The organism is Thalassorhabdomicrobium marinisediminis (assembly GCF_003072065.1).
Lineage (GTDB): Bacteria > Pseudomonadota > Alphaproteobacteria > Rhodobacterales > Rhodobacteraceae > Octadecabacter > Octadecabacter marinisediminis.
This window is the reverse complement of the sequence record NZ_QCYG01000001.1, coordinates 338,729-363,970: the sequence shown is the minus strand read 5'-3', so window position 1 is coordinate 363,970 and position 25,242 is coordinate 338,729. Positions and strand designations below refer to the sequence as shown.

At 62.0% G+C, this 25,242-nt stretch carries 21 protein-coding genes and 1 pseudogene; 9 read left to right on the top strand and 13 right to left on the bottom strand.

What is annotated here, in order from left to right:
* Window positions 1–40 precede the first annotated feature (40 nt).
* On the bottom strand, window positions 41–2,692 hold the full coding sequence (alaS, locus tag DC363_RS01805) for an alanine--tRNA ligase (protein WP_108639405.1): 2,652 nt from the start codon (window positions 2,690–2,692) through the stop codon (window positions 41–43).
* A 160-nt stretch (window positions 2,693–2,852) separates the two neighbouring features.
* Window positions 2,853–3,932: a recombinase RecA gene (gene recA, locus DC363_RS01800; RefSeq protein WP_108639404.1), complete on the bottom strand. Its 1,080-nt coding sequence runs from the start codon at window positions 3,930–3,932 to the stop codon at window positions 2,853–2,855.
* 192 nt (window positions 3,933–4,124) lie between these two features.
* Between recA and DC363_RS01795 the strand changes: the two genes are divergently transcribed.
* Window positions 4,125–4,721, top strand: coding sequence for a gamma-glutamyl kinase (locus DC363_RS01795; RefSeq protein WP_108639403.1), 597 nt, complete (start codon window positions 4,125–4,127; stop codon window positions 4,719–4,721).
* Between the two features lie 3 nt (window positions 4,722–4,724).
* Here the strand turns inward: DC363_RS01795 and DC363_RS01790 are convergent, their stop codons facing one another.
* From DC363_RS01790 to DC363_RS17230, 3 genes are all read right to left on the bottom strand, one after another.
* The gene (locus tag DC363_RS01790; RefSeq protein ID WP_108639402.1) at window positions 4,725–5,753 is read right to left on the bottom strand and encodes an ABC transporter permease; all 1,029 of its coding nucleotides are present in this window, start codon (window positions 5,751–5,753) and stop codon (window positions 4,725–4,727) included.
* Between the two features lie 84 nt (window positions 5,754–5,837).
* On the bottom strand, window positions 5,838–6,812 hold the full coding sequence (locus DC363_RS01785) for an ABC transporter substrate-binding protein (protein ID WP_196778355.1): 975 nt from the start codon (window positions 6,810–6,812) through the stop codon (window positions 5,838–5,840).
* Window positions 6,813–6,828: 16 nt separating this feature from the next.
* Window positions 6,829–6,960: a hypothetical protein gene (locus DC363_RS17230; protein ID WP_277871146.1), complete on the bottom strand. Its 132-nt coding sequence runs from the start codon at window positions 6,958–6,960 to the stop codon at window positions 6,829–6,831.
* A gap of 632 nt (window positions 6,961–7,592) precedes the next feature.
* On the opposite strand from DC363_RS17230, the gene DC363_RS16925 reads away from it, so the two are divergent.
* The gene (locus DC363_RS16925) at window positions 7,593–7,895 is read left to right on the top strand and encodes a DUF1127 domain-containing protein (protein WP_196778354.1); all 303 of its coding nucleotides are present in this window, start codon (window positions 7,593–7,595) and stop codon (window positions 7,893–7,895) included.
* Window positions 7,896–7,978: 83 nt separating this feature from the next.
* A complete protein-coding gene (locus DC363_RS01775) occupies window positions 7,979–8,230 on the top strand; it encodes a hypothetical protein (RefSeq protein ID WP_108639401.1) in 252 nt (83 codons plus the stop codon).
* A 65-nt stretch (window positions 8,231–8,295) separates the two neighbouring features.
* Here the strand turns inward: DC363_RS01775 and DC363_RS01770 are convergent, their stop codons facing one another.
* From DC363_RS01770 to DC363_RS01755, 4 genes and pseudogenes are all read right to left on the bottom strand, one after another.
* On the bottom strand, window positions 8,296–9,264 hold the full coding sequence (locus DC363_RS01770; RefSeq protein WP_108639400.1) for a DUF5996 family protein: 969 nt from the start codon (window positions 9,262–9,264) through the stop codon (window positions 8,296–8,298).
* Window positions 9,261–9,887, bottom strand: a complete 627-nt coding sequence (locus DC363_RS01765) for a glutathione S-transferase family protein (protein ID WP_108639399.1) — start codon at window positions 9,885–9,887, stop codon at window positions 9,261–9,263. Before DC363_RS01765 ends, DC363_RS01770 begins: the two co-directional genes overlap by 4 nt.
* An 87-nt stretch (window positions 9,888–9,974) precedes the next feature.
* Window positions 9,975–10,496: pseudogene (locus DC363_RS01760) on the bottom strand (NADPH-dependent FMN reductase); the annotation flags it as partial.
* Window positions 10,497–10,638: 142 nt separating this feature from the next.
* Entirely contained in the window at window positions 10,639–11,070 is a 432-nt protein-coding gene (locus DC363_RS01755) for a DoxX family protein (RefSeq protein ID WP_108639398.1), read from the bottom strand.
* 111 nt (window positions 11,071–11,181) lie between these two features.
* Here DC363_RS01755 and DC363_RS01750 point away from each other — a divergent pair, with 111 nt between their 5' ends.
* Window positions 11,182–12,090, top strand: coding sequence for a LysR family transcriptional regulator (locus DC363_RS01750; protein ID WP_108639397.1), 909 nt, complete (start codon window positions 11,182–11,184; stop codon window positions 12,088–12,090).
* On the opposite strand, the gene DC363_RS01745 is transcribed toward DC363_RS01750, so the two are convergent.
* Window positions 12,087–12,452, bottom strand: a complete 366-nt coding sequence (locus tag DC363_RS01745; RefSeq protein WP_108639396.1) for a winged helix-turn-helix transcriptional regulator — start codon at window positions 12,450–12,452, stop codon at window positions 12,087–12,089. The genes DC363_RS01750 and DC363_RS01745 overlap by 4 nt on opposite strands.
* Before the next feature lie 107 nt (window positions 12,453–12,559).
* Between DC363_RS01745 and DC363_RS01740 the strand changes: the two genes are divergently transcribed.
* The 5 genes from DC363_RS01740 to DC363_RS01720 are packed head-to-tail and all read left to right on the top strand — an operon-like array spanning window position 12,560 to window position 17,379.
* A complete protein-coding gene (locus DC363_RS01740) occupies window positions 12,560–13,489 on the top strand; it encodes a ring-cleaving dioxygenase (protein ID WP_108639395.1) in 930 nt (309 codons plus the stop codon).
* Window positions 13,486–14,208: an alpha/beta hydrolase gene (locus DC363_RS01735; protein ID WP_108639394.1), complete on the top strand. Its 723-nt coding sequence runs from the start codon at window positions 13,486–13,488 to the stop codon at window positions 14,206–14,208. Before DC363_RS01740 ends, DC363_RS01735 begins: the two co-directional genes overlap by 4 nt.
* Window positions 14,198–14,500 carry a GNAT family N-acetyltransferase gene (locus tag DC363_RS01730; RefSeq protein WP_196778353.1) on the top strand — a complete coding sequence of 101 codons (303 nt, stop codon included), beginning with the start codon at window positions 14,198–14,200 and terminating at the stop codon, window positions 14,498–14,500. The genes DC363_RS01735 and DC363_RS01730 overlap by 11 nt, the downstream gene beginning before the upstream one ends.
* Before the next feature lie 12 nt (window positions 14,501–14,512).
* The gene (locus DC363_RS01725) at window positions 14,513–15,490 is read left to right on the top strand and encodes a pirin family protein (protein WP_108639392.1); all 978 of its coding nucleotides are present in this window, start codon (window positions 14,513–14,515) and stop codon (window positions 15,488–15,490) included.
* Window positions 15,487–17,379, top strand: coding sequence for a monovalent cation:proton antiporter-2 (CPA2) family protein (locus DC363_RS01720; RefSeq protein WP_158270819.1), 1,893 nt, complete (start codon window positions 15,487–15,489; stop codon window positions 17,377–17,379). Before DC363_RS01725 ends, DC363_RS01720 begins: the two co-directional genes overlap by 4 nt.
* 237 nt (window positions 17,380–17,616) lie before the next feature.
* Here the strand turns inward: DC363_RS01720 and DC363_RS01715 are convergent, their stop codons facing one another.
* Genes DC363_RS01715 through DC363_RS01705 form a run of 3 tightly spaced genes read right to left on the bottom strand, consistent with a single transcriptional unit; the run spans window position 17,617 to window position 25,152 of the window.
* Window positions 17,617–20,409 carry a DEAD/DEAH box helicase gene (locus tag DC363_RS01715; RefSeq protein ID WP_158270818.1) on the bottom strand — a complete coding sequence of 931 codons (2,793 nt, stop codon included), beginning with the start codon at window positions 20,407–20,409 and terminating at the stop codon, window positions 17,617–17,619.
* A gap of 28 nt (window positions 20,410–20,437) precedes the next feature.
* The gene (locus tag DC363_RS01710) at window positions 20,438–21,868 is read right to left on the bottom strand and encodes a hypothetical protein (RefSeq protein WP_146180728.1); all 1,431 of its coding nucleotides are present in this window, start codon (window positions 21,866–21,868) and stop codon (window positions 20,438–20,440) included.
* Window positions 21,865–25,152 (bottom strand): TM0106 family RecB-like putative nuclease, encoded by a 3,288-nt coding sequence (locus tag DC363_RS01705; RefSeq protein WP_108639388.1) that lies wholly within the window; start codon window positions 25,150–25,152, stop codon window positions 21,865–21,867. Before DC363_RS01705 ends, DC363_RS01710 begins: the two co-directional genes overlap by 4 nt.
* Between the last annotated feature and the right edge of the window lie 90 nt (window positions 25,153–25,242).

The following is a 25,242-nucleotide window of genomic DNA, read 5'->3' as shown; positions in this document are numbered from 1 at the left end:
AGAAGAAGCCCGGGCTGTTTCATGGCCCGGGCTTTTTTTGTTACGAGAGGAGCGATTTTGCGGCTGCGATGGCGGCGTCGGCTTTGCTTGCGTCCTTGCCGCCGCCTTGCGCCATGTCGGGCCGGCCACCGCCGCCCTTGCCGCCCAGTTCCGCCACCGCCGCGCGCACCAGATCGACGGCGCTGATCCGGTCGGTCAGATCCTGCGTCACGCCGGCGGCCACCGCGGCCTTGCCGCCGCTGTCGGCGATCAGAAGCACCGCGCCGCTGGACAGAGCGGCCTTCATCTCGTCGATCATGGCGGGCAGGTCTTTGCCGGAGATACCCTGCATCACCTGCGCCTTGAACGGGATGCCGTTGATCGTCTCGGCCGCGGAATCGTCGCCCTTTGCGCCACCGCCCAAAGCCAGCTCGCGTCGCAGTTGGGCAACCTCATTGCTCAGCGCCTTGCGTTCGTCCAGCAGCGTCTTGATCCGGTCCGGCACATCCGCCGCTTGCGCTTTCAGCGCCAGTGCGGCTTCGGCCAGACGCTGATCCTGCGCGCGCAGATAGGCCAACGCAGCATCACCGGTCAGCGCTTCGATGCGGCGCACACCCGCCGAAGAGGCTGCATCGCCCAAGGTGACGAAGGCGCCGATGTCGCCGGTCTGACGCACATGGGTGCCGCCGCACAGCTCGATGGACCAGGTCTTGCCGTCGGTCCCCTTGCCAGTGTCCGCGCGGCCCATGGAGACGACGCGCACCTCATCGCCGTATTTCTCGCCGAACAGGGCTTGGGCGCCAAGCGCGCGGGCATCGTCGGGGGTCATCAGCCGGGTGTCCACAGTCGAGTTCTGGCGGATCATCCGGTTTACCTGTGCCTCGATCTCGCGCAGGTCCTCGAGCGAGAGCGCGGCGTTGTGGCTGAAGTCGAAACGCAGTCGGTCGGGCGCGTTGAGCGAGCCGCGTTGTGCGACGTGATCGCCCAGCCGTTCGCGCAACGCCTCGTGCAGCAGGTGGGTCGCGGAGTGGTTGGCGCGGATGTTCGTCCGGCGGTCGTGGTCCACCGCAAGCTCGGCCCCCTGACCGCGCTGGAGCGTGCCCTCGGTGACGGTCGCCATGTGCAAGAACAGCCCGCCTACCTTTTTGGTGTCGGTGATCTCCGCGACACCGGTGTCGGTCTTCATGCGACCCGCGTCGCCGACTTGACCGCCGCTTTCGGCGTAGAACGGGGTCTGGTTGAAGACCAGCGTCACCGTGTCGCCGGCCTTGGCGGTGTCGCAGGCGTCGCCCTCGGCTACGATGGCCAGAAGCTGACCTTCAGCGGTTTCGGTCTCGTAGCCAAGAAATTCGGTCACGCCGTGCTGGTCCAACAGGTCGAACCAGATTGCGGCGTCGGCGGAGGCACCGGTGCCGGACCATGCGGCGCGCGCCTTAGCCTTTTGCGCGTCCATGGCCGAGGTGAAGCCTTCGGTGTTCACACCCCGGCCCTTCTCGCGCAGCGCGTCTTGGGTGAGGTCGAGGGGGAAGCCATAGGTGTCATAAAGCTTGAACGCCGTCTCGCCGGGGAGATCCTCACCCTCGGGGACATCCACCAGAGCCTCGTCCAGTAGTTTCAGGCCACGGTCCAGTGTGGACTTGAAGCGCACTTCCTCGTTCAGAAGGGTGTCTTTGATGAGCGTCTGGCCCTGCCCCAATTCCGGATAGGCAGCGCCCATCTCGCGCACCAGCGCCGGCACCAGTTGGTGCATCACCGGGTCCTTGGCGCCCAGCAGATGGGCGTGGCGCATGGCGCGGCGCATGATCCGGCGCAGCACGTAGCCGCGCCCTTCGTTCGAGGGCAGAACCCCTTCGGCGATCAGGAAAGAGGTTGAGCGCAGATGGTCCGCGATCACCCGGTGGTGGACGTTCTTGTCCCCGAAAGGATCGGTCCCCGTCACGGTGGCCGAGGCTTCGATCAGGGCGCGAAACAGGTCCGTTTCATAGTTGTCGTGATGGCCCTGCAGCAGCGCGCCGATCCGTTCCAGCCCCATTCCGGTGTCGATGCTTTGCATCTCGAGCGGCTTCATGGTGCCATCCTCGAACTGTTCGTTTTGCATGAAAACGATGTTCCAGATCTCAATGAAGCGATCGCCATCCTCCTCGGGGGATCCGGGCGGTCCGCCCCAGATGTGATCGCCGTGGTCGTAGAAAATCTCCGTGCAGGGGCCGCAGGGGCCGGTCGGGCCCATGCGCCAGAAATTGTCGTCCGTGGCGATGCGGATGATGCGATCTTCGGGCACGCCGATCTTCTTCCACATCTCGAAGGCTTCGTCGTCCGTGTGATAGACGGTGGTCAGCAGACGCGAGGCATCGATGCCAAATTCGCGGGTCAGAAGTTCCCACGCGAAAGGGATGGCTTCGGCCTTGAAGTAATCTCCGAAGCTGAAATTCCCGAGCATTTCGAAGAACGTATGGTGCCGCGCGGTATAGCCGACATTGTCGAGATCATTGTGCTTGCCACCGGCGCGGACGCATTTCTGACTGGTCGTGGCGCGTTGGTAGTCGCCCTGTTCAACGCCGGTGAAGCGGTTCTTGAACTGCACCATGCCAGAGTTAGTGAACATCAACGTGGGATCGTTGCGCGGCACAAGCGGCCCCGAGGGGACGACCGCGTGGTCCTGCCGAGCGAAATAGTCAAGAAAGGTCGAGCGGATGTCGCTGAGGCTGGTCATTGCAGATGCTTTCATCGGGGTGTGAAACGTTTGCGCAGAAATAGCTGTCGCCCTGCGGCAAGTCCACAGGGCGCAACGAAAAAGGGCCGCAGGACTGCGACCCTTTGAATGCTGACGTCACGGGAGCACGACCAGAGCGACGATACGCCCGCGTGGGGGATCAATCCTCAAGCAGTGCGCCATCGTCCTTGTCGTCGTTTCCGGGCTGGAAATCGAAATCGAGGCCGTGGGCTGCGCGGATCTTGTCTTCGATCTCGAGCGCGAACCGCTCATTCTCTTTCAGGAAGTTCTTGGCGTTCTCACGTCCCTGCCCGATCCGTTCGTCGCCGTAACTGAACCACGAGCCCGACTTCTCGACCACGCCGGCCTTGACGCCAAGATCCAACAATTCGCCCATCTTGGAGATGCCTTCGCCATACATGATGTCGAATTCCACCTGTTTGAACGGCGGGGCGACCTTGTTCTTGACGACCTTGACACGGGTGGCGTTGCCGACAACCTCATCGCGGTCCTTCAGGGCACCGATGCGGCGGATGTCGAGACGCACGGAGGAATAGAACTTGAGCGCGTTGCCGCCCGTCGTCGTCTCGGGCGAGCCGAACATGACGCCGATCTTCATGCGTATCTGGTTGATGAAGATCACCGTGCAATGGGTGCGGTTGATCGAACCGGTCAGCTTGCGCATGGCCTGTGACATCAGGCGCGCGTGCACACCGACGGAGCTGTCGCCCATGTCGCCCTCAAGCTCGGACTTGGGGGTAAGGGCCGCAACCGAGTCGACCACGATCATCGACACCGCGCCCGAACGCACCAGTGTATCCACGATCTCAAGCGCCTGTTCGCCAGTGTCGGGCTGCGAGATCAGCAGCTCATCGAGATTGACGCCCAGTTTCTTGGCATAGGTCGGATCAAGCGCGTGTTCCGCGTCAACGAAGGCGCAAACGCCGCCTTTTTTCTGCTCTTCCGCCACGCAATGCAGCGTCAGCGTCGTCTTGCCCGAGCTTTCGGGGCCATAAATCTCAACAATGCGGCCTTTGGGAATGCCGCCGATGCCAAGCGCGATATCAAGCCCGAGCGATCCGGTGGAGGTGCTTGCGATTTCCTGCACGGCATTGCCGCCCAGCGTCATGATCGACCCCTTGCCGAACTGCCGCTCAATCTGGGCCAATGCGGAATCCAGCGCCTTTTGCTTATCCGCAGCTTTCTTGTCTGTCATTTTCAAAACTTCTGCCGTTGCCATTCTTCTGATCCTTATTCCACGCCCGAGAGGATGCTTCAATCGGGGCTGATCATTTGCTTCGTTCACCTCTTGTTCTTGTCTATATGGGACCAAAGTGTGAACATTACAACTAAAATTATGCGTAACCCAGCTTTCGCGCAGAGGGGTTAATGAGTAGTTTACACGGGGAACTGACGTAGGAACGGACCGGAAATGCTTGTATTCGCGAAAGAAAAACTGGTCTTTCTGGCCTTGCCCAAGACCGGGACCACAGCACTTGAAGCGGCGTTGGAGCCGATGGCGGCGATGGTGCTGCGCTATTCGCCGAATCTCAAGCACACGCCGGGGTATCGCTACGACAAGTATCTCAAGACCTATCTGGGCAAATGCGGGGTGAAGGAGCCCGAGACCGTCTGCGTCCTGCGCCATCCGGTCGATTGGCTGGGCAGCTGGTATCGCTACCGCAGCCGGCCCGAAAAGCAGGGCGCGGCGAACAGCACCGAAGCGATGAGCTTCGATGCTTTCGTGGCGGATTATGCCTCGGACGATCCCGGCCCCGCCGCGCGGGTCGGCTATCCGCCGCGCTTTATTCGCGACAACGACGGGCGGGTGATGGTCGATCATCTGTTTCAATACGAACAGATGGACCTTCTGGTGGCGTTTCTCGGCCAGCGGCTCGACAAGATCATCAACCTGCCCACGCGCAACGTCTCCCCCGCGGCCGACCTGACGCTGAGCGCCGCAACCCGCGCCCGGCTGGAGCGCAAACACGCGCAGATGTTCGAGGATTGGGAGGCCGCGCGGCGCTGACCGCTAGCGTTTCATCCGGGTGACATCGACCCGGGTCAGCGCGGCTTTCGACACCCGGTCAAGGATCACCGCCAGAAGCACGATGCCGATCCCCGCGACGATGCCCACGCCAAGCTCAAGATTGCGGATGCCGCGCAGCACGTTCACGCCCAACCCCGGCGCCGAGACGAGCGAGGCGATCACCACCATCGCAAGGCTCATCATGATCGTCTGGTTCACCCCCGCCATGATGTTCGGTAACGCCAGCGGGAGTTGCACGCGCCACAGCTTCTGGCGGTTGCTCATGCCGAAGGCGTCCGCCGCCTCGATCACGTCACGGTCCACCAGACGGATGCCCAGATCGGTGAGCCGGATCACCGGCACGATGGCATAGAGGATGATCGCGATCCCGTAGAGCTTTGATTCCGTGACCGCGAACAGGAAGATCAGCGGGATGAGATAGACGAAGGTTGGCAGGGTCTGCAGCAGGTCCAGCACCGGCACCAGCGCCTTTTGCAACTTGTCGGATTTCGACATGGCGATGCCGATGGGCACCCCGAAGAGCACCGAGATGGTGGTGCAGACGAAGATGATCGACAGGGTCTGCATGGCGACGCCGTAGTGGTCCACCAGGCTCAGCGCGAAGATCGACAGCAGCACGAACAGCGTCACCCCCTTGGAGCGCGACGCAAGCCACGACAGGCCCACAAGGATCGGCACCATCACATACCACGGCGTCACCACGAAGAGCCACAGCGCGCCATCCAGCATCCAGCTGAGCGGTTGGGTGATCGGGTCCAGCACCGACTTGAGCACCGGCCGCACGGAAAGGAAGCCGGATTCGATGCCCTTGGTGACGTCGCGCGACTGTACGATCCGGTTGCAGCTTTCGTGCAGCGTGTCGAGCGAGGGGAACGGAAACTTGCCGCCCGGCTCGGACGTGCCCGCCGATTGCGCCATCAGATCGGCCATGGAGAGCGGCGCATCGGCGGCATTTTCACCGCACCAGCCGCGCAGCCCAAGGGCATCGAAAACCTTGTCGTAGAACGCCATGAGACCCCCGCCCCGTCCAATGCCCCCCGCCGCACCGGGCGAAGGGCCTTGTCACTTCATGCTAAAGTTCTTCTCAGAGCAGGTTTACTGCAGCAACGCCGAAAGGTTTTCGCGCGCGGCGTCGTTGATCCAGTCAGACCAGACCTCTTCGTAGTTCGACAGGAAGAAGACGGCCGCTTCCTCGTAAGAGGCGTTGTTGTCGGACTGCCAAGCCAGAACCTCGCCCATTTGCTGGTTGGTGAAGCTCAACTTCTCAAGCATGGCGGCAACCTCCGGCTCGCGCTCGACGAAAGACGGCGTGACGGCGGTGACGACGTTCGACGCCGGATAGGCAGAGACGCCGGGCGTCGGGCAGTCTTCCAGACCGTTGCAGGTGTGGGTTTCTTCGTCGTACTCGCCCAGATCAACCTCGACCATGGGGTATTTGCCCAGCACCGAGGTCGGCGCCCAGTAGTAGCCGAACCATGGCTCTTCATTGGCATAGGCGGCCGCGATTGCTGCGGCCAGCGTCTCACCCGAGCCATGCTGGAAGCGTTCGATTCCGGCATCGTCCAGACCGGCGGCCTTGAAGATGTTAAAGTTGGTCACGTCGCAGCCCCAGCCCGAGGGGCAATCATGGAACCGGCCGCCCACAAGCTCGGGGTTGTTGCGGATACCTTCGAGCGTGGCCAGTTCGGGATGCTCTTCGACCAGATACTCGGGCACCCACCAGGCTTCAACGCCCCCGTCCGAAAGGACCTTCGACAATTCGATTAGTTTGCCTTCCTCGACAAGGTCTTCGTAAACTTCGGTGTAGGAGGTCCAGAGTTCGGTGAGGATATCCGGCTGACCGGTTTCGGCGACCGAGGTCATGGCCGGAACGGTCGTCGTCGGCACCACCTTCACCTCGCATTCGTAGCCGGTGGTCATCAGGAAACTGGCGACCGAGGTCACCACCGCAGAGGAGGCCCAGTCCATTTCGGTGATCGTCACCTCGCCGCAGTCGGCCTGCGCCGCTGAGGCCGAGGTCATCAATGCGGCGATGGCCGCACCTTTCAAGAGCGTCTGTTTGGTTTTCATTGCTGTCTCCCTGACATCAATCAATTTTGTCTGAACGCGCATCGGTCGCATAGGGCGACGTCGCGCCAGCCGACCGCCCGAGGTGCGGATCGACATTTCGAACCGCCGCGGCAGCCAGCCCGACAGCATTGAACAACTGATAGCTCATCCCGGTCCCACGTCGCCACACGACCTGCACTTAGGCCGCGCGAACCGGTGTTCGCGGCATGCGCCATCATCACGGCGGGACCATATGACAAAGCCCGTGGCAATGTCAGCACCTAATTCGAGACAGCGATCCACCGCGGAAGTCCTTGCTAAGCCGCTGATTTACCGAAGCTAAAACCCTTGCAACGCGACGAGACGCCCCGCGACGGCCTGCCGTTCGGCATCGCGATCACGAAAACGTTGACACGGATGCCCCACCCCGGATGCAGCTGGCAAAACGCCCCCGAAACCGCCCCCCCTTGTGACGCCCGGTCACCTCGGCAAAAACCGTTAAAAACAAGGGACTTGGCCATAATGTCGCACCGTGTCGCCCGGCCTTGAAACCCGGCGGTGGAAAGCCGACATGAAGGTCATGATGATATTCCTGCGCCATAAGAGGTTCCTGCTGTTTGCGGGAAAACTGCTGAACCGCCTGTAACCCCGGGCGCGGCACCGTCCTTTGGGCGGGCCACGCCTCGGGGCGTTATCCAATCTCTTTGTCTGTCCTGAAACGTCTGTTGGCGCGGTGCGGCCCCGTGGCTGCCCGCCCTGATACGGCTGATCAGGGTTCCCCCCCCCGAATTGGAGAGTGGCATGCATCCTTACATGACTCATCACGACTACAAGATTTCCCTGTTCCCCGAAAAATCGCCCCTGCGCGACAAGTCTTCGCTGCGGCGCACCCTTGGCCGTTGGGTGAAGGCGGCAACGCAGTCCTACCAGAACAAGCGCATGGTGGCCGCACTGGACGCGCTGGACGACCGGATCCTGCGCGACATAGGCCTTACCCGGGGTGAAATCCACGGCGTCGTCTATGGCTATGACGACCTCGAGCTCGGAATGACACCGACGCCCGGCGCGGCCTCTGGCCCGCTGGATCAGGCGACGCTGCGATAGCACTGATCCGGGCGCGCGGGGCCAATCCATCCCGCGCGCCAATCGCCGCGCGCCCTGTCCACCGTCACTGAAGGAGAAACACCATGATGCTGTCCAAAGCCGATTTCGAAGACCTGTTGCCCGATGTTTTCCCCACGTCGTCCGCCGAAGACCCGAACGCGGCCTGCATCGCCCGATGGGAAGACGATGGCGGCCAGCCGGAGCGATCCCCGCACACGGCGCGGGCCGAGAGTGCAGACGCGGCCCACTGGCCGCCGATAGGCTGGGCCGCCAGCGCCATGGCGGTCGCCGCCCTTGGCCAATCCCTTGCCGGTCCACGCCGCGTAGTGCGCTGACCCGGGGACAAAAACCACCTGCGCAGGCCTACCCGCGCGGCCCGTGGCAGAGCCGCGCGTGCCGGTCAGGACTCGCCTTGGCGATGTATCGGTCGCGGCTCGCCCGGCCTGCCCAAGCTGCAGTCCAACGCCGCGCGATCCCAGCCGCCGGCGTTTGCGGCGGCGTCATAGGTCGATTGCAGGAACGCCATGAGCGTTTCTGCGGGCGTCTCGCTGTCCCGCACGGCGGCATAGGGCAACAGGAACTCGCCCAAGGTGGTATCGTAATAGGCCTCTTTCGGTGAGACGGGTTGCTTGGCGAAGCCATCCGGCTCGGGGTAGGCATAGGCGTAGAACATCGGCTCATCGACGCCACCACCGCCCGGCCAGAAGCCCGCCGATGACACCTCGTGGCTATACGCCTCTTGCGCGACGGTGTCCGGCAGGTTCGGGATGCCCGCCGGGTGCAAAGGGGCGCGCCGCCCCGAGAACCGGGTGACTGCCAGATCGAGCGCCCCCCAGAACAGGTGCACGGGCGAAACCTTGCCCAGAAAGCTGGTGCGGAAATGCTCGAACACCGGCACGATGTGCAGCAACGCCCGATGATACCGCGCAACGGCGGCCGCGTCGTAGGGGCGATGCGCGTGGTCTTTCGCAAAGGGCACCGGATCGGGCAGCTCATTGGGCGCGCCGTGAATATCGAAGGTGCCGCCGACGGCCTCCACTGCCTGTCGCGTCCTCTCATGGAACTCTGCCACGCTCATCTCGGTCAGGGCAAACCCTTCACGGGCGCCGCCATCCGCTTCGGCGACAAGCCGGTGCTCGGTCAAATCAAGGCTCAGGCTGACGCAACCGCCGCGCTCATGCACCGGGCCCGTCGTCAGGCCACGGGGCGTCACATACAAGGTCGAATGCCAAGAATGGTTGACCCAGGGCGTATGGGCCACCCGGTATTTCCTGAGGATCTGCGTCCAGAGATGAAGCGCCGCGCAGGTGTCCGACCAGTCCCCGTAGCCAAGGGACGGCCAGCCCGGCTCCTTTGCCACGTCGCTCATCCGATCGGCTCCATGTTCTGACGCGTCAGGGCCAGCTGCACGCCGGCGTCCGCTTCCATCCGTGACATGTGCTGCTTCAATTCGGGGTAGTCGTCATAGGCCAGCGGGGTCTGGTCAATCCAGCGGGTCAGGACATACAGGAACGTATCCGCAAAACTGCGTTTGCCCAGATACCAGTCGCCGCCGGCGTCGCGCAGCGTGTCGTTCAGACGTTTGTAGTGGCCGTCGAGCTTGTCGTAGGTCTTGCGCTTGACCTCTTCGATGGCGCTGTCGCTGTCGGCGAAGTTCTGCGGGCCGAAATGGCCGCCATAGGCCGCGTGCACCTCCGAGGTCATGTAGGACAGCGCCTCGGCTTCCTTGCGCCCCAACACCGTGTCGCGGGCGAAGCTGTCGCCGCCATGGGCAGCACCCAGCCACGCGAGGATCGCCGCCGCTTCTGTCAGCACGTCGCCATCCGCGAACTGCAACGCAGGCACCTTCCCCTTGTCGTTGATCGCCAGATAGGCGTCCTTCTTGTGGTCGCCGTAGGCCATCGTGTGCACCTCGACAGGTGCATCAAGCCAGGCCACCGCGATATTGGGCGACAGCGAACAGGTTCCGGGCATGGTATAAAGCGTTGGCATATGGAATATCCTTTCAGAGGTGTCCGAGGGCGTCGGGGTCAGTCAGCAGTGCGGGTCCCCCTGCGGTGAGGACAGGGGCGCCCTGTGTCAACCTGCGTCCGAGGCGGCAAAGGCCACAAACCCTTGCAGGAAACGCTCAAGTCGGTCGCGCATCTGCGCGTCGGTCATCTGGCCCGCATCGTCGAAAACATTGCCGGCCCGGGCCACCATCAGCCGCCCCGACCACCACGGGCGTGTCCCGAGCGTTCGCAGCACAGAAAGCCAACTGTCCTGCGCCAGTATGGTTCCAAATCCCCCGGGCGAGGCGCCGATGACCGCGAAAGGCTTGCCGCCGAACACCTGCGCGATGTCGCTGGCCGGGCGGCTTGTCCAGTCGATGGCGTTCTTGAACACGCCCGGCATCGAATTGTTGTATTCCGGCGAGAACAGCAGCACGCCGTCGGCGTCGATGATCTGCTCTTTGAGGCGCTGCACCGCGGGCGGAATGCCCTCTGCCTGCTCCTCATCAGCGTTGTAGAGCGGAATGCCGTCAATGCTGCCCCGGATAAGTTCGCTGCCCTCGGGCATCAGATCCTGCGCCGCGTGCAGCAACGCCGTGTTGAACGACCCCTGTCTGAGGCTTCACGAAATACCAAGTATCTGTGTCATCGATGGTCCTTTCCGAACGGTGCGCCTGCGCGCGCTTTACGTGAATAAACAAAAAGGGGCACCGCGACGGCGGCGCCCCTGATGAGAAAGGTAACGTGATGGTTCAAGCCTTCAACGCCTGTGGCACGAAGCCGTCGACCACTGGCAACCGGCGCAGGGCGAAGGCGCCGCCGCCCTGAATGGCGACGATGACCGCCAGCGCGACCAGCAACGCTGGGAATTCCCAGCCGCCACCTTCGTTACTGAACAGCCAGCCGTTGCCCGCATGCACCCAGAACGACCCGATGAGGACCGGCAGGGACAGAACGGCCACAAGGCGCGAATACAGGCCCGCGATAAGGGCCGCGCCCCCCACGACTTCGGCGAAAACGGTCAGATAGGCGATGATCGCGGGATAGCCGAGGCTGTCGAAGAAGGCGACGGTGCCGGGCAGCGTGAAAACAAACAGTTTGAGCAGGCCGTGGGCCAAAAGGATAACGCCGAGCGAGAGGCGGGCGAGCGTGGCACCGACGTTGGTGTTGGTTTCGAAAGTCATGGTTTATCTCCTGATAGGGGCTGATCGTGTCTGCCCCCCATATCGACCATTGCGCCGTGATTGATAATATGAAGAATTGGAAGCTCACTCATTCCAAAGAGTTGATAATCCATGGACCAAGTCACCCGCATCGGCATCTTCCTCGCCGTGGTCAAAGCGCAAAGTTTCGCCGGCGCCGCGCGTAGCCTTGGCATGACGAGTTCCGCCGTCTCGAAACAGGTCCAGAATCTTGAGCAGGATCTTGGGGTCAAGCTGCTGAACCGCACCACCCGCCATGTCGCCGTGACCGAAGAGGGGGCGATCTATTCCGAACGGGCGAAACGGGCCCTGCTTGATCTGCAAGAGGCCGAGGAAGAGCTGCACGCGCTCAAGGCGCAACCGCGCGGGCCGTTGCGGGTCAGCGTGCCGCACGGTCTGGGCGCGACCTATCTCACGGGGAGCATCGCGGCGTTCGCCCGCACGCACCCCCGTGTGGCGCTGGACGTGAGTCTGAGCGACCGGTTCATTGATCCTATGAACGACGGCTATGACGTGGTGGTGCGGATCGGCACGCTGTCGGATTCGTCGTTGATGACGCGGCGGCTCGCCTCTTGCCCGTTCATGCTCTGCGCCAGTCCGGATTACCTCGCGCGGCACGGCACGCCCGAGACGCCCGAAGACCTCACCCGGCATGAGATGCTGGCCTATTCGGGCAACCAGACCCTGCACGAATGGCGCTACCGCGACGGCGCGGGACAAGTCGGGCGGGTCACGCTCGGCGGGGCCTTCCGTTCGGACGCGGGTGAGATGCTGTGCCGCGCCGCGCTCGACGGGATCGGCATCGCGATCCTGCCGGTGTTCTACGTTGCCGATCACTTGAAGGCGGGGCATCTGGAGCAATTGTTGCCCGACCACCGGACATGGCCCGAGCGGGACATTCACGTGCTGTTCCAGCCCAGCCGCTACCAGCCCGCGCGGCTGCGGCTTTTCGTGGATCATCTGGTCCACACCGCCGCCGATTTCCCGTGGGAGCGGGGCTAGACTTCGATCTTCTCGATGTCCCGCAGCACGTGGTGCACCGCCCGCCCGGTTTCGGTCAGCCCATAGGTCACCTTGGGCGGGATCGTGTTGTCCTGTTCGCGCCAGACCAGACCATCGGCCTCCAACTCGCGCAAACGGGTCGTCAGCACCTTGGGCGAGATCCCCGCGATCCGCCGGCGCAAGACGCCGAAGCGGCAGGCCTGCTGCTCGCCCAGCACATAGATAACGTGAGTCTTCCACTGCCCCCAAAGCATGCGCAACAGCCGGTCCGCGCCGCAGGGCATGGCATTGTCAACCACGTCCGCGGCGCCATGCCCGCCGTCGTGGCTGGCGGTCGCGCGGGTTTCAGGGGTGGTTTCCATTTGGTAACGACTTTCACTTGGTGCCTTGCGCCCTAGATAAGCCCTCAACACACAAACACAACAGACGCGGGGCCCCCTCCGGCCCCGCCATCCAAAAGGAGAACACCATGTCTCAAGCGCAAAAACCGGCCATTGCCGGCCTGCACCACGTCACCGCGATTTCCGGCCCACCACAGGACAACCTTGATTTCTGGGTTGGCACGTTGGGCCAGCGGTTGGTGAAACGCACCGTGAATTTCGACGATCCGGGCACCTATCACCTGTATTATGGCGACAAGAATGCAGAACCCGGCTCGATCATGACCTTCTTTCCCTTCGTGGATGCGGGCCCCGGTCGCGCAGGTCCGGGGATGGCCTCGGCCGTGGCCTATGCGATCCCCGATCTGGACCGCCGCATGAACGACCTGGCTGAGGCGGCCATCGACTTCGACGGCCCCTTCGAACGGTTCGGCGAACGGGCCATCGCGCTGCGCGATCCCGACGGCCTGCGGGTGGAGTTGATCGAAGGCGGCAAGAAGGACGAAGGCTTTCACTCCGTGACCCTCTGGCTTGAGGATGTCGCCTCGACCGCCAGCATCCTCGAAGCCATGGGCTATGAGCGCGAGGCGGAAGAGACCACCGCGACCGGCGGCACCGACGCGGAAGAAACGCGCCTGCGCTATCGCTCGACCGATCCCGGGCGCGGTTCTGCGGTGGATTTGATGACCTCGCAGGCGCGGTCCATCGGGCGGCAGGGCGCGGGCAGCATCCACCACGTGGCCTTCCGCGCGCGTGATGAGGCAGAACAGCTCGCGTGGCGCGAGCGGCTGTCGGCGATCGGGCAACAGGTGACACCGGTGATCGACCGGCAGTATTTCGATGCGATCTATTTCCGCACGCCCGGCGGGGTGCTGTTTGAAATCGCCACCGATCCACCGGGATTTGCCGTGGATGAAGACCCCGCCCATCTGGGTGAAGCGCTGAAACTGCCCGAGAAATACGAGGCGCACCGCGACCGGATCGAGCAGATTCTGCCGAACATCCGGGTGCCGTCATGAGCGGCGCCCCCCAGACCACAACCCGCGGCACCGGTCCGCATGCGGGGCAACGGCTGGTGACGGCCGGGGCCCCGCTGGACCGGGCGGCGCTGGCCTTGGTGATGATCCACGGACGGGGCGGCAGCCCCGAGGATATGATCGGTCTGGCCGACCACCTTGCCCTGCCGGAGCTTGCGGTACTGGCACCGCAAGCGGCCGGGCGGTCCTGGTGGCCGGACAGTTTTCTTGCGCCGTTGGAGGCAAATGAGCCGGGCTTGAGCAGCGGGCTGAGCGTTGTGGCACATCTGCTGGACGACCTGAACGCGCAAGGCTTCGGGCCTGAGCGTGTGGCGCTGGTCGGGTTTTCCCAAGGTGCCTGCCTCGCGGTTGAGGCGGCGGCGCGACAGGCGGCGCCCTACCACGCGGTCGCGGCCCTGTCCGGCGCGCTTGTCGGCACCGGCGAGGGTGGCGGCGCGGCCCGCGATGATCTCTATGGCCGCACAGCCAAGGCCTTTGACTACGCCGGACAACTGCCGGACGTGCCCATCCTGCTGGGGTGCCACGAACAGGACCCGCACATCCCCCTTGCCCGCGTACGCGAAAGCGCCAAGGTTCTGGATGCGATGGGCGCGGCGGTCGAGACGATCATCATGCCCGGCGCCGGTCACGGGATCGTCGCGGATGAAGCGGCGTGGCTGCGCAAACACCTCAATGACAAGGGAGAGACCCATGAGCACTGACTTCGACATCACCCGCGAGGAAACCGACAGCAAGGGCCGTTACGTGGCGGTCGTCGATGGCCATGAAGCCGAGATGACCTATTCGCGCATGGGCGAGAGCACGATCATCATCGACCACACCGGGGTGCCGGACGCGCTGCGTGGGCGCGGCGTCGGTCAGGCGCTGGTCAAACGCGGGGTCGAGGATGCCCGCGCCGAGGGCCGCAAGATCGTGCCGCTGTGCCCCTTCGCCAAGGCGCAGATCGAGCGACACGCCGAGTGGCAGGATGTGCTAGAAAAGAAAAACCAGTAAAGGAGACGCAAGATGAGCTGGAGCCCCTGCCCCGACCCCGTTCCCGGTGACGCGCGCAGCGTCGATGCGGTAGAAACCCTGATCGTGCCCCGCGCGGTCGATCTGGGCGAGATGGAGGTGCGCCGCGCCCTGCCCTCGGACAAGCGCCAGATGGTGGGGCCGTTCATCTTCTTCGACCAGATGGGACCGGCGGAGTTCCTCACCGATCAGGGGATCGACGTGCGTCCCCATCCGCACATCAACCTTGCCACGCTCACCTACCTGTTCGAGGGCCAGATCCTGCACCGGGATTCACTGGGCTCGGATCTTGCGATTGAACCGGGCGCGGTGAACTGGATGAAAGCGGGAAAAGGCATCGTGCATTCCGAGCGCACCTCGGAAGAGCGCAAGGAAAGCGGGCAGCGCCTGTTCGGCTTGCAGACCTGGATGGCGCTGCCCGAGAATGAAGAGGAATCCGATCCGGCCTTCATGCACCACGGCAAGTCCGATCTGCCCACGGTTGAGGCCGAGGGGCTGACCGCGCGGCTGATCGCGGGGTCCGCCTTCGGCGCGACTTCGCCCCTCAAGACCGCGTCGGACACGCTTTATGCCGATGTCACACTGGCCCCCGGTGCAAAGGCCCCGATCCGGCCCAACGCGGAAGAACGTGCGCTCTACACGATCCGCGGCAAGATCGAGATCGCCGGGGCGACCTTCGAGCCCGGTCAACTGCTGGTTTTGCGCCCGGGGGACGAGATCACTGTCACCGGTGTGCCCGACGGCACCGGCGATCACGCGCGCTTCATGTTGTTCGGGGGCGCGCCGATGGACGGGCCGCGCTACATCTGGTGGAACTTCGTCTCCTCGCGGCGCGAGCGGATTGAACAGGCCAAGGATGAATGGCGGCGCGGGCGGTTCGAGACCGTGCCGGGGGACGAAGAGGAGTTCATCCCGCTGCCCGAGGACCAACGCGAGATCATGCGCGCCGAAGGCGGGGTGCATTACCCGTGAGGGGTTGGCCAGCCCGTTGCGCCGCACTGACGGTCGTCACCGCCTTGGCAGCCGCGCCCGCAGTCGCCGCTGGAGCCGAGGACGCACGCTCGATGTTCGGCCTTGTCGGCATGGAGCTCGCGTTCCTCGAAGCGCTGGCGCTGATCGTGCTGGCCTGTATCTTCGTGCCCCTGTCGCGTGCGATGGGGTTGGGCACGGTGATCGGCTATCTCGTGGCGGGGGTCGTCGCGGGCGGGGTTCTGTCGATCTCGTTCACCCGCGATCCGGAGGCCTTGCTGCATTTCGCCGAGTTCGGCGTCGTATTGTTCCTGTTTGTCATCGGGCTCGAGTTCCGCCCCGCCCGCCTGTGGGACATGCGCGGCACGATCTTCGGTCGGGGGCTGGCGCAGGTCATGGTCTGCGCGGTCTTGCTGACGGCGGCGGCCTTACTGACGGGGCTGGACTGGCGCGCGGCGTTGATCGTCGGGCTGGGGCTGGCCCTGTCTTCGACCGCGCTGGTGATGCGCGGCATCGACGAAGGGGGCGAGCGCAATTCCGCCTTCGGACAGACCGCCATCGCGGTGCTGCTGTTCGAGGATCTGGCCATCGTGCCGTTCCTGTTGCTTGTTACGCTGCTGGCACCGTCGGGGGATGAGGCGACGCTGGCCGAAAACCTTCAGGCCACGGCCATCGGCATCGGCGCTATCGTCCTTCTGATCCTGATCGGGCGCTACGCGCTTGACCCGATCTTCCGCATCGTCGCCCGCACCCGCACGCCCGAATTGATGACGGCCGCCGCCCTTGGCGTGGTGGTTCTCGCCGCGTTGATCATGGCCGCGGCGGGCCTGTCCTATGCCATGGGCGCGTTCATCGCCGGGGTGATGTTGGCGGAATCCTCATACCGGCATGAGGTCGAAGCGGATATCGAACCCTTCCGTGGCCTGTTTCTGGGCCTGTTCTTCGTTGCGGTCGGCCTTTCCCTTGATCTGGCCGCCGTCGCGGACAACTGGCTGATCATCGCCCTTGCGGTGCCGGTCACCGTGGCGCTGAAAGGCATCGGGGCCTATGGCGTTAACCGCGCTTTCGGCACCCCCCACCCGACCGCGCTGCGCATCGCCTTTGCCATGGGCCAGCACGGCGAATTCGGTTTCGTGCTGTTCGCCGCGGCGAGCTCCGCGCTGATCCTGCCCCCCGAGGTCTCATCAATCGTGGTGGCGATCGTGACCCTGTCCATGGCCCTGTCATCGCAATCCGACCGCGCCTATCGCTGGATCATGGGGCGGCCCGAGCGGGAAACCCTTGATGAGGATTACACCGATGCCGAGGGATCGGTCCTGATCGTCGGTTTCGGCCGTGTGGGTCAACTGGTGGCGCAGCCGTTGATCTCGGAAGGAATTTCCGTGACGCTTCTCGACCACGACGCCGACCGCATCCGCGAGGCGAAGCGCTTCAACGTGCGGGTGCATTTCGGCGATGGCACGCGGGCCGATGTGCTGACCGCCGCGGGGGCCGGGACTGCGAAGGTGATCGTTGTGGCCACCGATGATCCGGACACCACGCTGGAGATCGTGCGCACCGTGCAGCGAAAATTCCCCGCCGCGGCCCTGCAGGTCCGCGCCCACGACCGCATCCATGCGGTCCGGCTGGCGGGCGAAGGCGTTCCCGCCAGCGCCATCCTGCGCGAAACATGGCTGTCCGGTCTCGCGCTGGGCGCACAGACCCTGCGGGCACTGGGCTACGCGGACGATAACGCCGAAGAGATTGTCGCACGGGTTAAGAAACAGGACGCTGACAGGCTGGCACAACAGGTGACCTCCGCCCGGGACAAGACCGACCGCGACGCCATCGTCTCCGCCATCGCACCGGAACCCGTGCGGCGGGACGAGGCCTCAGGTAGCGGGCGGGCCTGATTGTGCTCACCGTGCGCCTGATCCGTAGCGAAGAGTCGTTGGTCTGACCTTAACACGCATCAGGTCCGGAAAATCCAAGCGTGCCTGACTACCTGACGCTAGAAATCCGAAAGTATCGTCAAACCCGTGTTACGCCGGAGAATGCTTAACTTGGACTTCACTACCGGTTCTTAATGGGGCAAGTGGCGGAGGGGATGGGTCTAGCGTCGAACCTTCTCTGCCCCAACTGTTTTCGGCCTACTCCGACAGAGTGCGCCGACGCCTTCTTTTAAGACCTGCAGCCATGAACACGGACGAGGGCATGCGGTCGGCTTCGGCCGAGCGCGTGACAATACTTTCAACTGTCGGTGCAAAGGCTTTAGCGATCAACCGGTCCTCATCGCTGGCCATCGATGCCGGCACACTGTCCAGCCGCCTCAGCAGCAGGTCCGCAAACTCGTCATGCGCTAGCTCCGCGGCACCGTCCTTTTTGCCCGAAAGGGCAATCAGCTCTTCCTCTAGCAACTCGCCGGATAGACCCTGCCAGCGGATCTGATGGACAGCAACTACGTCGTCTTCCTCGTCATTGTCGGTTCTCGTTTCCGCTTCTGCGTACAATCCATCGAAGAGCAGCCTATCGTTGGCAAGCTCTGACAGATCGCGCACAAAGCCAGCTTCGAAGTCCATTGGGATTAGTGAGGGATCGGATGTCGCCCTAGTGTGGTCTGCGGTCAGGCGCACAATGCTACGACGGCCGAATTCCGGCCAACGGCCGATATCCTCTTCGGCAAGCTCAAGCTCTAGCGTCTTTCCGCCATGCATCTCGGCTCGCACATTATACCCGGCGATTGGCGCCATCCCTTTCACGAAGCTGACGATATGCCGAAAGTCGAAGCCGCCCGAAACGCGTGTCTGTTGTGCGGATGCGAACTGCAAAATATCATCCTCGGCCGCCCTCGCCTTCTGTGCTTCGCGTATGGCTTCCGCGATTTCCTCTTCGGTCTGGTCCATCTTCATGCTCGTCGCTCGTTCCAGGATGCTTTCCATGTCGATATAGGACATCAGCTCACCGAGCACTTCCGCGGCCAAGGCGTCCTTCATTTCGCCGGCAACACTGGCCATGTCTTGTGCAATCGTGCTGACACGGTCCAACAACAAGATGATGGCGCTGTTGTCGAAGCCGTCATCCGACTGCAAATTAATGACTTGAACGCGTCGCGTCTGACCATAGCGGTACAAACGGCCGATCCGTTGCACTAGGCGTGCCGGGTTCCATGGCAGATCGTAATTTACCATGATATGACAGGCGTCTTGTAGGTTTAAGCCTTCGCCGCCTGCTTCAGTCGAAACCATGATCTGAGCCTCTCGGCGGTTGAAAGCGCGGACGTTCCTCATTTTTTCATCCAGAGGCATTGAGCCGTTGATCGCGGCGACCTGGACCCCCGGACATGCGTTTGCGATTGCCTCTGCTAGGTAACTCTGTGTAGCCCTGTACTCAGTAAACACCAACAGATTTTGGCCCTGCGTTAGAAGCGGCGAAACCACGTCATTAAGGAATGTCTGCAGTTTCGCATCCGATTGCCGAGCCACGCGGATGAGTTTCAGAACGGCCTGAACCTCGCTTGCTTCATCGGCGAAGAAGGCGCCGACCTCACCGATGGGCCCAGCTTCCGCAAGATTGTCGTCGCCTTCGAGCTGGTCGTCAGAAGGTATCGCCAGTGCCGAAGCGGCATCGAAATCTCGAAGTCGTTCTAAGCGACGTTCCAGCGCGCGCTCGATTGCCGCCACGGAAGATGAAGCGAGCTTGCGATACGTCGTCATGACAAACCCGATGGCGCGGCCGATCATTCTATCCTGTGCGTCTGCACTGGCGCGATACCCCTCGCTCAAATACCTCCGAAGCGCCTTGTCCGCAGTGCGCATTTCGGGCGACGGGATCACCATGTGGCGAAGCGTGTCGTGGCCGCGAAAAATCAGCGTACCTTCAGCATCCGTGACGCGGGTCTTCCGGTTACGAATGATGATATCTCCAACCACCTCTGGGTTCATCTCCAGTGTTCGGATTTCGGGCAGGAGGTCCGGGCGCACCAACTCCAATAGAGCCGCAAAGCGACGGGTTTTGCCTTGGTGCGGCGTTGCGGTAAGCAACAGCAAAGAGTGGGTCCGGTCGCGAAGCTTGTGAGCGAGCGCATAGCGTTCCGTCTGCTCGCCGGTTTCAGACCGCCCGAGCCGATGCGCCTCATCAAACACAATTACATCCCAGAAGCCAGCTTCGATGAGCCTTGCCAAATGCTCGTCGCGTTTGGCGAGATCGAGTGAGATTATGACATTCTCCCTTAGGCGCATTTCGTCCGCGTATTCGGGGCGGAAGTCGCGCTGATAGATCTCGAAGGCACGCCCGAACTTGACGCGCATCTCATCCTTCCACTGCTTGGTCAGCGAAGAAGGACAGACGATTAAGACGCGCCTGCAGCGGTTACGCTGCGAGAGGGCGTGAAGAATTAGACCAACCTCAATGGTCTTGCCAAGCCCAACATCGTCGGCGATCAGCCAACGTGCCTGAGGGGAAGTTACGACCTTCCGTGCCACATCAAGTTGATGCGGCAGAGGGTCGATGTCGAGACGACCGAATGCTCCGGTGTTCGAATTCCATATCTGAAGTGCCTTGGACAGAATACGGAGCCGGAAGCGCTCCGCATGGTCCAAATGCTGGCCAGTTTGTCGTTTTGCGATCCGCAACTCGACAGGCATCGCCTGTGCGAGAACACGCCAGTCCAGCCACCTGGTTTCTCCAGTCTCTGCAAACTGAACGAGAACCTGCTCGAAGCCTCCCAGCGGGCGCGTAGCAAGTACAACCCCGGTCCCAAGGCTAGCTCCGCGACCTCGCGGTGGCTTGTGCTGTACTTGCTGTCCAGGCGCATATGCGGGCTTCAGATCTGATAGCGCCAACCATACGCGGCGATTGCCAGCCATGGCGATTTGAGCCTCGTTCGGCTCTGCTTTCGGCCTCAGATCATGGATCACCCCACGCGCGCCGTCTTTCAATTTCACGAGAGCGCCCTTTGATGGAAATAACAATCTATGCATTCTTGCCTGCCTCTTTTGCCTCGGCTTCCTCTTTTGCTGCTACCCGTTTGGCGTGTGGTAGCAATGACAGAAAGCCAGTGTCCCAGCGTCCATTTTTCGGTTCGAAACGCCAAATCTGGCCCTCGCTATCCTCGAGGCGGAAGGAACTCGACGGTTGAATATCGATAGGCTCCTCATAATACCAAGTTTCAGTATCAATCAGTTCAATGCATTCGGCATCGAGATTAAGGAAAGCAGGATAGCTCCAGAACCGTGCGTCCATGCGAACACCGTCGCTCAATTGCTCTGGCTGCATTTGAAGCCATTCGTTTCGCCAATCATCGAAAATCTTTCGCTCGGCCTCTGCACGGCCAACACGATGGACCAATGCCAATGCAAGTTTCCAAGAAAGAGCGCTGCGATAGCTCGATCGTTCATCAATCTCCCAAGCACGCTGCATTCTGTTGAACTTACGGTGAGACCAAAGCCAAGGAGATTCCCGCCAAAGACATTTCAGTTCGCATGCATCTTCCAGCTCTCCGAGACTGATGCCAGCTTGCACCAGCCTCGAAAGCGCTCTGAAACTTGACGAGAACGGGAACTCCTCCAAGACTGCTTTCCAGCGACCTTGAAGCAGGGCACGCTCGGCAAGCTTTATGATCCGCATCTGGCTGACCAGCCTTGCGGCGTATTCATCCAATAGGTGACTATCGGTGATAGTCTCTTCTTCAACAATCTGAGAAGATAGATCTGGATCTTCCTCAAATAGATCCAGATCCAAAAGGTCTTCCCACTGGGCGTTCTCGGTTTCCTTCTCGACCTCTCGTGAACCAAACTCCGGAAACGCTCTGAAATCAGTAACGTCAAACGAAGCGTCATGGGTGCTGTCGCCTTCAATTTCCTCACCGAACTTGTATGGAAGCGCAACCTCCCAGAGCTCGTCGGCCGGTTCAGCGAACTCATCGTCTTCATCAATGAGTTCATCATATTTGTCATCCGCCTCCAAAAGCTCGACTTCGCTACTCAAGCTCGACGGAAGGGGACTTGGTGGAGCCAAGCCGGGATCCGGATCGGACTCCTCTTTACCCGAAACTTCATTCTCCACTTCAAGTTTTGTGAATGTCTCAGTTGTTGAAGGATTTTGCCCGGAAGCAGGAGTATTCACTCGCATTGGGTCTTCGCCGCGTGGATTGGCAGGAATATCCGTCGCGAAAAACTCACGCTCGAAAACAAGCAGGTCCGGATGAAGACTGCTCTCGATTACATCCGGGGGAGCGGCCGCGGGTTCGTCAGGCACCGAGCTGACCTTAGCCTGTGTGGCTTCCGGCAAGTAATCACCATCGGGGAAATCAGAATTGGACAGTGGCTTCAAATCTGGATGCGCGGACGCATCCGAGGAGCCAGCCAGTTTTCGCCTAAATTTAGAAAAAAGACCCTTCATCATTTAGCACTTTGTACAAGAGCCAAAGCACACAGCGTATTCACCAGCTGCATTTGCTCAACAGTATTACACTTCGCCTCACGCAATCGCGGGGCTCCAAATACCAATGCGAGTCCCTTGGCGCGGGAGACCGCGACATTGATGCGGTTCAGGGAAAACAGAAACTCCATCCCGCGCGAGGTTTCTTCGGCGGAAGATGCGGTCATGGAAACCAGGCAGACCGGCGCCTCTTGCCCCTGAAACTTGTCCACGGTTCCGACGCGGACGCCTGAAGGAAGGGCATCCCGCAAAGCGTTTACCTGTGCGTTGTATGGGGCGACGACGATGATGTCCGTCTCGCGCATCGGCCGCGTGCTGCCGTCCTTCTCCGTCCAGCTGCCGTCGAGGAGGTCAGTGACGGTTTTGCCAATAGCGGCGACTTCTTCCTGTGCGATCTGTGCATTACCCTCATGCGGGACCGGCACCCAGAAAGCTCCGGCTTCGGGGAGCGCCGTGCCTGTCACGCACTGGTTAGCCGTATCAGGGTGGCTGGTCAGTCGGCGCTCATACACCTGTTCCGAGACAAACCGACAGACCTCCGGATGCATGCGCCGGGATGTGTGAAGGAAGATGCCCCGCTCGGCTGGAACTGTCGCATGCTCACCGAGCATCCAATCCAGGCACGACAGGTTCGCAGGCTCGGGATGCGCTCCTTGAATGACCTGCGGCAACTGGCGTGGGTCGCCCACAAGCACGATGTTTCGCGCGGCACGCCCCATGGCGGCCATGTTGGCAAGTCCGACCTGGCCTGCCTCGTCCACGAACAGCCAATCAAATGCCTGAACATTTTCGTCGCGCGAGAAGAACCACGCGGTGCCGCCCACGACATGCCCGCCGTTGGCGGCCTCTGCGTTGTCGGTCGTACGATGAACATCGCAATCTTCGGGATAACCATCCTCGCTGCCAGAAACCTTGTGCACGAGTTCGAGATTGATCGGCAGGTCTTCGTCTTCCAACGCTGAAAGACAGCCCATCAGCACGTTCCTGATAGCCTCGTGGCTGTTGGATGCGACGCCGACGCGATGGCCCTTGCGCACCAAAGACAGGATCGCGCGTGCACTCACATAGGTCTTGCCGGTACCAGGTGGCCCCTGAATCGACAGGACCGTTCCATCCATGTCATTCACTACGGCAATAGTGCCCGTTACTGGGTCTGCCCCGCCCAAAAGATCGCCCCGTGGGCCAGAACCCAGACGCGGCGCAGCGCGCGACAGTAGGTCATCCACCGCCGTGTACCTGCGCGCGCCGCACTGATCGGCGATCATATCGCGCAAAGCACCGGCAATGACACCTGTCTGGATCGGCCAGTCCGGATGCAACGTCAGCTGATCCGCCAGAAGTTCGGCCTTGCCTGGACCTGCTTTGACTGTGATCTGGCGGGCGCGGCGATCCATGGTCTCGATTCCGACCGTTGTCGGGGGACTGTCGAACACCGGAACCGTCGCCTTCTTACCGCTACGCAGTTTCGTTTCCTGTTCGGGATAGGTGTATCGGCGCGCAAAGGATCGCTTGACGGGTTCGACAGGACCCGCTGCCTCAAGCCCGCCAAGCGCTTCGAGATCGTCGAGCAGATCATCTTCGTCCTTCGCAGCGCTATCGAATACGGCCCATTGCGCGGGCTTCACTTCGCGGCTGTGAAAAACGCCGAGGTTGAACAACATATCCTGCCGCGCTTCCGGCAAACCTGATGCTGCCAGCAGGTTGCGCAGAGCTTGCGTATCGGCGTCCTCTTCGACCTCTTTATCACCTGCATCCGGGGCAAGTGTCGGCCAAGGGCCAGCAGGTCGGATGCCGACCAGCCAGTCGCGCAATTCCTCGGTCGAGACACAGTCGACGCGGTTGTAATCCTCGATCTCGTCCAGGATCTGCTGGTCCTGCGTTTCGCGCCAGCGCTCATATGCCACGACCGAGCCACCCGCCGTCTTGACTTCACCGTCGCGCTTGCGGTCGTAAAAGGCCTCCATCGATTTGATGGAATAGTTCGGTTCCGATCCGATCAGTCCGCCACGGACCACGGCGAACAGATCGACGAAGCGCCGTTCCCTAAGCAGGCGGTCAAGAAAAGCCTCTCCGATCCCATATTTCGTGGTCAGGCGTTTGAGCGCTGTGATCTCATATGGCGCGTAGTGATAGATACGCGCAGTGGGGTACTGCGAAATCCGCGCGCGAAAGAACGTCAGCAAGTCGGACAATGCCCGCGCTTCGGCATCGTGGTCATGGGCCCAGAACGCCTTGAACGCCCCGTCGAACCAGATGCCATGCAGGTATTCGAGGCCGCCCTCGTAGTGCGGGTCGCCTTCGATGTCATAGAACAGGTCGCCCGGCTGCGGTTCCGGCAACAGGTCGAAGCCTTTGCCAGGCTCGGGTGCCCGTAGTTCGAAATCTGGCTCCCCGGTTTTGCGAGCCTGCTGCAGGCGGGCTTGAGTGACCAAACGGGCCTGGGTGTTTTCGGCCATTCCGCGCACTGGGTGATCCAGCGTCGAGAGAGCCTCCAATGTGTGAATGCCTGCGGCTTCTAGCTTTTTCACCTGACCGCGACTGATGTTGGCGACATTGAACAAGCTGTCTTCGGCGTGCCAGACGCTGTTGCAATGTTCGGCCCAGCGGCACAGACCGCAATCAGCACATGGCACCGGGCGTGTGGGCTGCGGATCGGCGACAAAGGCTTCCAGCCGTTGTCGCGCCATCCGTGCATAGGAAGAGTAGTCTGCCAGGCGCAGCGTCGCGCGGGTACCGTCTCCCAATTCGACATGCGCGAACTCGGGCACCACCCCCTGAATTTCCGCCAACAGGTCGGAATACAGAACCAGCTGAAGCACATGTTTGGGATCAGCCCGACGTTTCAGCTTGGTGTCGGCCACTTCATAGCTGAACGATCCAAGCGCCGAAGGTGTCTCGACACGCTCCAGGAAGTCAGACCAGCCGCCCCAGTTTCCCGACAGAAACGCGCCCTGAAACACCACATCCGGACCAGCGGCGAGCGCCGCGCGCGTGGCTTCGGCGTTTTCGCCAAGCTTGCCGCGCTCGATTTCAATGACCGTGCGCCCGGCCTCCTTGAGATGTGCGAGATGCGCCGCCTCATGGGCATCGCCCTGCTTTTTCAAAAGCGCTGCGTCCTCGCTGTCGTCGCCCGGCTCCGGGCCCGTTCCGCGCATATGTGCCAGATCAAGGGTGGTCGCATGTGCGCAGCCTGTGAAGCGCATGAGATCCGTAGCGGACAAGAATATGCGACCGTCGAAATCCCTCATGGCTGCTCCAATACCTTTAAAAATCAACCTCCGAGGGAATCACCTCGACAGACCGCAAGCTCATCAATATCTTGCAAGGGTGTCAATTTC